Annotated in this window: 10 protein-coding genes; 1 reads left to right on the top strand and 9 read right to left on the bottom strand. The window is 32.6% G+C overall.

Annotated elements, in window-relative coordinates; translation table 11 throughout:
* The 8 genes from LDL23_RS01985 to LDL23_RS01950 form a co-directional block, all read right to left on the bottom strand.
* The coding region (locus LDL23_RS01985; RefSeq protein ID WP_291264210.1) for a sugar nucleotidyltransferase at positions 1-574 on the bottom strand (574 nt) is incomplete at its 3' end.
* The gene (gene rfbB / locus LDL23_RS01980) at positions 574-1,587 is read right to left on the bottom strand and encodes a dTDP-glucose 4,6-dehydratase (RefSeq protein WP_291264209.1); all 1,014 of its coding nucleotides are present in this window, start codon (positions 1,585-1,587) and stop codon (positions 574-576) included. The genes rfbB and LDL23_RS01985, both read right to left, overlap by 1 nt.
* A complete protein-coding gene (locus tag LDL23_RS01975) occupies positions 1,587-2,543 on the bottom strand; it encodes a hypothetical protein (protein ID WP_291264208.1) in 957 nt (318 codons plus the stop codon). Before LDL23_RS01975 ends, rfbB begins: the two co-directional genes overlap by 1 nt.
* Positions 2,544-2,549: 6 nt before the next feature.
* Positions 2,550-4,241 (bottom strand): hypothetical protein, encoded by a 1,692-nt coding sequence (locus LDL23_RS01970; protein ID WP_291264207.1) that lies wholly within the window; start codon positions 4,239-4,241, stop codon positions 2,550-2,552.
* Positions 4,242-4,284: 43 nt separating this feature from the next.
* Complete coding sequence (locus LDL23_RS01965; RefSeq protein ID WP_291264206.1) at positions 4,285-5,097, bottom strand: carboxypeptidase-like regulatory domain-containing protein; 813 nt, start codon at positions 5,095-5,097, stop codon at positions 4,285-4,287.
* Entirely contained in the window at positions 5,097-5,975 is an 879-nt protein-coding gene (locus LDL23_RS01960; protein WP_291264205.1) for a carboxypeptidase-like regulatory domain-containing protein, read from the bottom strand. Before LDL23_RS01960 ends, LDL23_RS01965 begins: the two co-directional genes overlap by 1 nt.
* A 2-nt stretch (positions 5,976-5,977) precedes the next feature.
* On the bottom strand, positions 5,978-7,468 hold the full coding sequence (locus LDL23_RS01955) for a GH3 auxin-responsive promoter family protein (protein WP_291264204.1): 1,491 nt from the start codon (positions 7,466-7,468) through the stop codon (positions 5,978-5,980).
* A 1-nt stretch (position 7,469) separates the two neighbouring features.
* Entirely contained in the window at positions 7,470-8,342 is an 873-nt protein-coding gene (locus LDL23_RS01950) for a murein hydrolase activator EnvC (RefSeq protein ID WP_291264203.1), read from the bottom strand.
* Positions 8,343-8,472: 130 nt separating this feature from the next.
* On the opposite strand from LDL23_RS01950, the gene tatA reads away from it, so the two are divergent.
* On the top strand, positions 8,473-8,679 hold the full coding sequence (tatA, locus tag LDL23_RS01945) for a twin-arginine translocase TatA/TatE family subunit (RefSeq protein ID WP_026725433.1): 207 nt from the start codon (positions 8,473-8,475) through the stop codon (positions 8,677-8,679).
* 76 nt (positions 8,680-8,755) lie between these two features.
* Here tatA and LDL23_RS01940 read toward each other — a convergent pair.
* The coding region (locus tag LDL23_RS01940; protein ID WP_291264202.1) for a helix-hairpin-helix domain-containing protein at positions 8,756-10,000 on the bottom strand (1,245 nt) is incomplete at its 5' end.

Below are 10,000 nucleotides of genomic sequence, written 5' to 3'. Positions count from 1 at the left end.
CTCGGTGACTTGGTTTGATATTAGCTGCAATATCTAAAACATCATTATCATAAAAATAAATTCCAGGAACAGCATAATTTGATTTTGGATATTCTGGTTTTTCTTCGATAGATAACACTTTTCCATCTTTATCGAAATCAACCACTCCATAACGCTCTGGATCGTGTACATGATACGCATAAATAATGCCACCATTTGGATTATTATTAGCTTGAAGTAATTCCGCTAAACCAGTTCCGTAGAAAATATTATCTCCTAAAATCAGAGCTACTTTGTCATTTCCAACAAACTCTTTTCCAATGATAAAAGCTTCTGCTAATCCATTTGGATGTTCTTGAACGGCGTATTCAAATCGGCAACCTAATTTACTTCCATCGCCTAACAATTGACGAAATAAAGGCAAATCGTGAGGTGTTGAAATGATTAGAATTTCACGAATTCCCGCCCACATCAAAGTGGATAATGGATAGTAAATCATCGGTTTATCGTAAATAGGCATTAATTGTTTACTCACTGCCAATGTTAACGGATGTAAACGCGTGCCCGAACCTCCAGCTAATATAATTCCTTTCATTAGTTGTTATATTTTTGTAAATACCATTCAATCGTTTTCTTAATACCTGATTCGAAATTTTCATCAGCTTTCCAGCCTAACTCGTTTTCTATTTTTGTGGCATCAATGGCATATCGTAAATCATGACCCGGTCTATCTTTTACAAATGTAATTTGATCTTGATATTTTCCGTCAGATTTTGGTTGTAATTCATTCAAAATAGAACAAACAGTGTCAACAATATATAAATTATTACGTTCGTTTCTTCCTCCAATATTGTAAGTTTCTCCTGCTTTTCCTGTCTTAAATGCTAGTTCAATTCCTTTACAATGGTCTAAAACATATAACCAATCGCGAACATTTTTCCCATCTCCATAAATCGGAATATTTTCACCTTGTATTGCTTTTCGAATGATTGTTGGAATTAACTTCTCATCGTGTTGCTTTGGCCCGTAATTGTTAGAACAATTTGTGGTAACTACATTCATTCCATAGGTATGAAAATAACTTCTCACAATCATATCTGAACCTGCCTTTGAAGCCGAATAGGGACTGTTTGGGGCATAAGGTGTGGTTTCTTCAAACAAACCGGTTTCACCTAAAGTTCCATAAACCTCATCAGTAGAAACATGGTGAAAACGAGAATTTTCAAATCCAACATTGTATTGATTTGGAGCAGACATCCAAAGTTTTCTTGCGGTGTCTAACAAATTAAAAGTTCCTAAAACATTGGTTTTAATAAAAGCTTCTGGTCCCGAAATAGAGTTATCTACATGACTTTCTGCCGCAAAATGTATTACATCATGAAATTGATATTTTTGGAATAATTGCTCTACAAAATATCTATCACAAATATCGCCTTGCACAAACGTATATCTCGGATGATTTTCAACTTCTTTTACATTGTCAAGATTCCCAGCATAAGTAAGTAAATCTAAATTTACTAAATGACAATTGGGATTATTCTCAATAAAGTAAGGAACAAAATTAGCACCTATAAATCCGGCACCGCCTGTAACTAATATATGTTTCATTATCCTTTAATTCTTTCTAATTGTTTTTTATACAAATTGTTAAATAGAAAACCTACAAAATATAAAAACACAAATAGGAAAGGTAAAATTAATTTCATTTTGTTGTTTGCACCCGAAGTGTTTATTTGATTAGAAACAATACTTTGGTCTTTTATAATTTTATCATACTCTATATAATGGAGCATAGTGTACTGATTTTCTTTTATTATTTCATCTTTTTTATTGATGATTTCGCTAAGACCACTATTCTCTGAAATTACAACATTACTAGTTGGTTTATTTTGAGAATAAGAAGCAACTAAATCATCAATTTGTTTAATCAATAAATTATTAAATACTATCTTCTCTTCAACATTTTTCTTATAAACTGTTTGTAACTTATTGAAGTGTTCAGAATCTTGAAGATATTTCAAAATTGGGTCAATTAATTCGCTTTTTTTAAAGGCTCTTGAAGTATTTATGACTAATTCGTGTTGGTAATAATTTTTACTTGTAACGTCGTCTTTAATAATTTTTTCAATGTTGCCGTCTTCAGCCATTAATCTGATAAATTCGAAATTCAGCGTATTCTCTTTTGAATTGATAAAATTATAAATACCATTAATCGGTTTTATTTCAAATTTTCCAATTTCATCAATATTATTAATTCCTATGGATTTAAAAAAGACAACATCTTTTTCTTTTAATTTTGACTCTAATAAACTTATTTTATTATACAAATACTCATTACTTCCAAAATTAGGAATCAAAATCATTTTTTGAATATAACTGTGCTTTTTATCTAACAATATTCCTAATACGACTCCTAAGACAAATAAAACCACAACAACAATAATTTTCTTTTTTACAAAGAATATAAAATCGAAGATAGAATTAATTATTCCATTAAAAAGGTTTTTAATTCCTGTTCCTATTTGTCCTAAATTGATTTCTTGATTTTGAGAATTTGTACTCATTAATGTTTATTTTACGTTAAAGATTTGTTCTAATATTTTAATCGTAATTAAATACGTAGGTTTTACTCCTGTGGTTCCTAATCCACCTGATGCTAATGTACTTCCTGTTTCTAAAGGGTTATCAGAAGCATAATAAGCGTATCTAACTTTTACATCTGGATTGATACTTTTTCTAATTTTTGAAGCCGATTGAATTGCTTTTTGATAATAAGCACCTTCCATTTCTAATCCTATAGCTTCCCAGGTAGATTCATGGAAAAACTTCAACAAATCTCTGTTTTGAAGCGACGTTCCTAAAACCGTAATCATAGGTCCAGCAAAAACGGGAATTCCATTACCCTCAAACATTTCTTTGGTTAACTCATTATCAAAAGGATAATTATCAGCTGTTCCTTCATTCACATGCGCTGTTGGAATCATAATGTCACCTTTTCCTCCTTCTAGAATTCCGGCTTTACCCATGATTGAAACAGACTCTACATTTAAAAACGTTTTGCTTTTCTTTTCAGCTTTGTATGGTTTTAACAACTCATCAATCGTTTCAAAAGCTTGTTCGCCAAAGGCATAATCCATTACAATAAGAACTGGTTTTTCTTTAGCTAATTTCGAAGTAGCAAAAATGGTTTTTGTTAAATCAATTTTCGCTGTATCAAAAATTTGAACATCAATATTAGTTCCTGATGCATCTGGCAACGAAATCATTCCTTGTTGTAACGCAAAATCTTCAACTTTCTTGCGTAAATCTTTGTTTGCTGAACTACTTAAATCTTCAAATATCTGAAATTCAGGTGTGTTTTTGTATTTTTTTCCTAAAACAGGTTCAGCAAAAATAGAATTCATAACACTGTGCATATTCGCACTAATAATATGAATAGGACGTTCTAATAAATTATTTTTTAATAAAACTTCTTTAATAGTAGTAGCCCAAATATCACCATAAATATGATGACCTAATCGTTCTCGTAAAATTGGACTAAAAGTTATGGTTCTTTTATTGTTGTCAACTACTTCCTCAATAGCTAATTTTCCTAACCAATACACTACGTGTAAAAATCTATCTGGTGCTTCTGGAGTAGCAAAATCATCATAAATATCTTGTACTTCAGCAAAAGTTCTTCCTAAAACGTTAGCCGCATGAGAAATTGCTTTTTCACGTTCCACTAAAGGTAGCTTTTTAGTTTGTTTTACAGCTGATTCTAATTTTTGCCAATCGCGTGAAACTGCTCCTTCATCATCAATTAAAACTCTATCTTTAATTTTGTGTGATTCGATAAAAATAAACGTCAAATGCGTTAAAATATCATAAATATCCGAACGTCCACGTGTGATTTCTACGTTCATTTGTTCGTCGTCAATACGGTAACAATTTCTTCTTCTTTTTGGAGGAACAATCGCTTTAAAGTGCGAATTTGAATAACCTTCATCTGAAGTTAAGTTAATGTAACGGCATTCTTCAATTCCAATAGGTAAACGTTCAATTACGTATAAAAGTCCGTTTAATTCTACTTTTTCTTCGGCAATAGAACCGTAAATTTCTGGTCGAAGCGCTAATAAAGCTTCTCTTAAAGTTTCTCCTGAAACACCCATTGGTTTATAAAAACCTCTGTTAAATAAATGTCTCATGGTAATGTACAGTCGCTCAATAGCTGCTGAGGACTCTTGCGCTCTTGAGCGCGAAATGTTTTTAATGTCTTTCATTAATTTTTATATTTTCTAACCTACAAATGTAGTGTTTTTTATTTTAGTTCGATAAAATCAGGTTTATTGAAGGCTCATTTACACTGATTTTCTCTGAATTTTCACCCGATTGCTTACTCCATTTTCCGTAAGCATACGTATAAAAAAAGTCTCTTTCAACATAATTATACAATACATAAGGTTGGTATTTGGTACCGGTTTTGTTGCTTTCAATTAACAATTTTTCATAGGCTACAAACATTCCTTTTTCGGGAAAAACTAAATCAAATTGCGATATGTTAAAACGGTGTTTAATTACTCCTTTTTTTAGCGTTACGACGTAATCTTTGGTTAATAATTCTTCACCTGGAAATCCGTTTTCATCTACGCTGTAAAAGTGAAGTTTTATTGTCGCATCATCTATTCGACTATCAGTAAAAATAGTGACTTCTTTTATAAACTTTGTTTTGCTGTAAGAAGCTTGATACGGAAAAAACTTAGCTTCAATTTTGGGTCCATTGTCAAACGATTGAAAAATAGCGTTCTTGATATCGCCAATTTCAATTTGCTTGGATTGCTTTTTATTTAAAATCACCACTTCTCTTAAATCGTAAGTCATAGGTTTTAAAAACACTTCCGAAATTTCACTTCCTTTCAAGGTTTTTCTTTCGTACCCTAAAACCGAAATCACAATGCTTTTTTGTTTTGAAGCTTCTAAAAAAAACGTGCCATCCGCTTCCGAAGTAGTTCCAACAGTTTCATTCTCGACCCAAATATTAACAAATGGAATCGGTTCGCCCGAAATACTGTCTTTGACCACGCCGCGGATTTGTGCGGAAAGGGAAAATGAGATAAAAAAGAAAAATAAGGTTTTCATTAATTTGTTAGTATAAGATTTATTGCAGGTGTGTTAACTTTATTATTCCATTCTTTTTTGAAATTAGAAGAATGTCTTTTATGCTTATACCATTTCCCTTTTGAATAAGTAAATGAAATTTCATCAGGTGAATGATTGATTACTAATGATGGTGCGTAGTTCTCTAAACTTACTTTTTGTTTTGTTTTTGTGTCTTTATAAGTAAAGAAATATTTATTCTCTTCAATAATTAACCATTCCAAGCCAATTACCAAGCCACTTTTTGGAAATTCAATGTTATAGTGAGAAACATCTATGGTGTTTTTTTTCATTCCTCCTTTTACCGTAACAATTATGTCTTCATTTATTAAATCTTCGGATGGAATTGAATCATTAAAACCAAAAATTCTTATTTTAATCTTTGCGCCTTTAATATCGCTATTTGAGTAAAAAACAATTTTCTTAACAAATGGAGTTTCCTTATACTTATAGTCATAATTGAATAACTTAGCATAAATCCATGGTTTATTTCCCGATAATTGACTTATATGAACTTTATGAGCATCACCAATTTCTAATTCTTTAGTTTTTTTTTGATTTAAAACCATCACTTCTTTCAACTCAAAAACTTTTGGTTTTAGTAGAATTACTTCGCTTTTAGAAGATAATTTCTTTGTTTCAAAACCCAAAGCAGAAAAAATCAATACTTTCTCGTCTTTTATATCCAATGAAAAACTTCCATCCGCTTCCGAAGTAGTTCCAACAGTTTCATTCTCTACCCAAATATTCACATACGGAATCGGTTCGCCAGAAATACTGTCTTTGACCACGCCACGGATTTGTGAAAACACAAATTGGGAAACGATAAGAAAAAACCAAATCAATCTTTTTTCTTTCATCTTTATTCTTTTATCTCAAAAAACTGTGCAATTTTTCTATCGTTACTTAATCTAGGTAATTTATTTTGTCCGCCTAATTTGCCTATGGATTTCATATAGTCTTGAAAACCATTTTTTGGAACGCTTGTGATGACTAATGTTCGCAGCACATTCCCAACAATCAAATCATCGTAATACACGTTTTGTTTGCGCATCGCAGCATCAATTTTTAACGCGAAATCTTCTAGATTATTGGGTTCATTTTCGAATTCAATAAACCATTCATGATACGGCAAACCTTCGGTTGGTGTAATTTGTGGCGCAACTGTAAATTCATTTACTCGAATATCTGTTCCCTCCATTACTTCTTTTAGTGCTGATTCCACTTCTTTTCCAATTACGTGTTCGCCAAAAGCGGAAATATAATGCTTGATTCTTCCTGAAACGATTACTCTATATGGTTTTAAACTTGTAAACTGAACCGTGTCACCAATGTTATAAGCCCAAAGTCCAGCGTTGGTAGAAATAATTAAAACATAATTTACACCTAATTCTACTTCGCCAATAGTGTATCGTTTTGGATGTTCAGTGAAAAATTCGTCTGCTTTTATGAATTCGTAGAAAATTCCAGAATTCAATAACAACAACATGCCTTTTTCTTTTTGTGAATCTTGATAAGCAAAAAAACCTTCGGAAGCTGGAAATAATTCTATCGAATCGACTTTTCTCCCAATTAAATTTTCAAATTTTGCTCGATAAGGTTCGTAATTCACGCCGCCATAAATGAACAAATTGAAGTTTTTGAAGATTTCGCCAACTGGTTTGTTTGCTTTTTCCTTTAACTTCTCAAAATACATTTGCACCCATGACGGAATTCCAGAAATCACCGACATATTTTCCTTGATGGTTTCTTCTACAATGGCATTGACTTTAGTTTCCCAATCTTCGATGCAATTGGTTTCCCAACTTGGCATGCGGTTTTTTTGTAAATATTTCGGAACAAAATGCGCTACAATTCCGGATAATCTTCCGAGTTTGATTCCGTTTTTCTCTTCTAAAATGGGACTTCCTTGCAAGAAAATCATTTTTCCTGATACAAAATCGGCTTTTCCTGTTTCATGTATATAACTCAAAATCGCATTTCGAGCGGCTTGAATATGAAACGGCATTGATTCTTTTGTCAACGGAATATATTTGGCACCAGAAGTAGTTCCAGAAGTTTTAGCAAAATAAAGCGGTTTTCCTTTCCAAAGCACATTTTCTTCGCCTTTTACGACTTTATCAACATAATGTTTCAAGCCTTCGTAATCGCGAACGGGCACTTTTTGAATAAAATCGGAATGACTTTTTATCGAATTGAAATCGTGGTCTTTTCCAAATTGCGTATGAGTCGCTTCTTTGATTAATTCTTCAAAAACTTTTTGTTGGGTTTCAACAGGATAATTGGCCCATTTTTGAGTTTTGGCGTGAATTCTTTTGGCAAATAACTTGGCCGCAAAAGCTTTTACTGACATGTTAATTGAAATTGATAAATTGAGTTGGATCAATTGGGAAACCGTCTTTCCATAATTCAAAATGTAAGGTCGCGCCTGAATTTTGAACCGTATTTGCGTTTCCAGCAAGAGCGATAACTTCTCCTGATTTCACTGTGTTTCCTTGTTTTTTAGTTACCGAAGCTGCGTTTTTATACACCGATAAAATATCATCTTTATGACGTACAATCACCACATATCCAGAACTTGGTGTCCAATCCGAAAAAATAATGGTTCCAGCTGCTACAGCTTTGATTGGTGTATTGTTGGTCAATGCAACGGTAACAGCTAAATGTTTATTTCCAACATTATATTTTTGTAAAATACTTCCTTGAGCTGGCGGAAACAATACAAAACTTACTTTAGGTTTTGAAGATTCAAAAACGTTGTATTTATCTTCTTTTATAACTTGTTCACGAAGTTCTTTTTCTTTCTCTGTTGGAGCGAGTTCTGATAAATCCAATTCTGCAGCATCTAGAGCTTTTATCGAATCTTTATTTAATTTGGCATACTCTAAATCGCCAGTAAGCACTTTTTTTATGGAAGCGATATAAGCGTTATTGATTTTTACCGATTTTTCAAGGGAATCTGATTTTATTGCCATTTCCAAGGCTTCTTGTTTCAATTTAGTAGAAGCATAACCTGGAATATACTCGCGAAGTGGTGTAAAAGCAATGATATAAGTAGTAACAAAAATGATTAAAATAGCGCCAACCGTTGCCACCACAAAGACGTTCATTAAATTTAATTTTAATGAAAAAGTTTCTTCAAAAGTATCCTCGTTAAGAATAACTAACCTTCTCTTATTGAATAATTTTCTTAATAAAAGTTGTCTTTTTAGCCTTTTATTAGCCATTTTTAAAACATATTAATTACACAAATATACTAAATACAACGGGTTTCTAATTTCGAATTGTATAATTAATCGTTAAAAAATAATCATTTGTTAATTTCTTTATATCTTTGTACTTTAAAATTTAGAAAAAATGAATGCACTAGCTATATTTTTAGGAGTTGTTGGTCCAACACAAGTTATTCTTATAATCGCTATTATTGTTTTACTTTTTGGTGGTAAGAAAATTCCAGAATTAATGAAAGGAATTGGAACTGGTATTAAAGAGTTCAAAAACGCAGCAAAAGACGACCAACCTGCTAATTCTAAAAAAGAAGAAGAAACAAAAGAAAAAGAATAGTTTTTCTTTTCAATATTTAAAATCCCAAATTCCAACTTTTATTAGTTAGAGTTTGGGATTTTATATTTTTACTCGATTACAATATCATTGTCAACTGAATTCGCTTTCTCGCTTCATCCACCTCAACGACTTTTACTTGAACGTGTTGGTGCATTTTTACGACTTCATTTACATCCGAAACATAGCCTTCTTTTAATTGCGAAATGTGAACCAAACCACTTTCTTTGATTCCTAAATCTACGAAACATCCAAAAGCGGTAATGTTATTCACAATTCCGGGTAAAATCATGCCGGTTCTTAAATCGGAAATGGAACGCACATTTGGATCGAATTCGAAAATTTTTGCCGCTTTTCTTGGGTCTAACCCTGGCTTTTCTAACTCTTTTAAAATGTCTTTTAAAGTTAAAATCCCGATTTCTGCCGTGATGTAGTTTTCTGGTTTTATTTGAGCTATTTTTTCTTTGTTGGCGATTAATTCATTGGTTTTGATACCTAAATCTTTAGCCATTTTTTCCACAATGGGATACGCTTCTGGATGCACTGCCGAATTATCCAACGGATTTTTCCCATCGCGAATTCTAATGAAAGCTGCGGCTTGTTGATACGCTTTTTCTCCTAATCGTGGTACTTTTTTCAGTTGTTTTCTATCTTCAAAAGGTCCGTTTTCCGAACGATAAGCAACAATATTTTCCGCCATTTTTTCACCAATTCCCGAAACATAACTCAACAACGATTTACTAGCAGTATTGATGTTAATCCCAACAGAATTCACACAACTCATTACGGTGCTATCTAATGCTGATTGTAATTTTGTTTGGTCTACATCGTGCTGATATTGCCCAACACCAATGGATTTTGGATCAATTTTTACCAATTCTGCTAATGGGTCAGAAAGTCGTCTTCCAATCGAAACAGAACCACGAACGGTTACATCGTAATTTGGAAATTCTTCTCTCGCAATTTTACTCGCAGAATATACAGATGCTCCAGCTTCTGAAACTACAAATACTTGAACCGGTTTGTCAAAAGCGATTTTTTTAATGAAAAATTCCGTTTCACGAGAAGCCGTTCCGTTTCCGATAGAAATGGCTTCAATATTATACGCATTCACCATCGAACGGATTTTTTTCATCGCCATAGCGGTATCATTTTGTGGTGCGTGTGGATAAATGGTTTCGTTGTTTAACAAATCGCCTTTTTCATCCAAACACACGACTTTACAACCAGTTCTATAACCCGGGTCGATGGCTAAAATTCGTTTTTCACCTAATGGTGGCGCTAACAACAACTGACGTAGATTTTCTGAAAATACGTCAATCGC

Origin of the sequence: Flavobacterium sp. (assembly GCF_020217025.1) — a bacterium.
Lineage (GTDB): Bacteria > Bacteroidota > Bacteroidia > Flavobacteriales > Flavobacteriaceae > Flavobacterium.
This window is presented reverse-complemented; position numbering and strand designations above follow the sequence as displayed.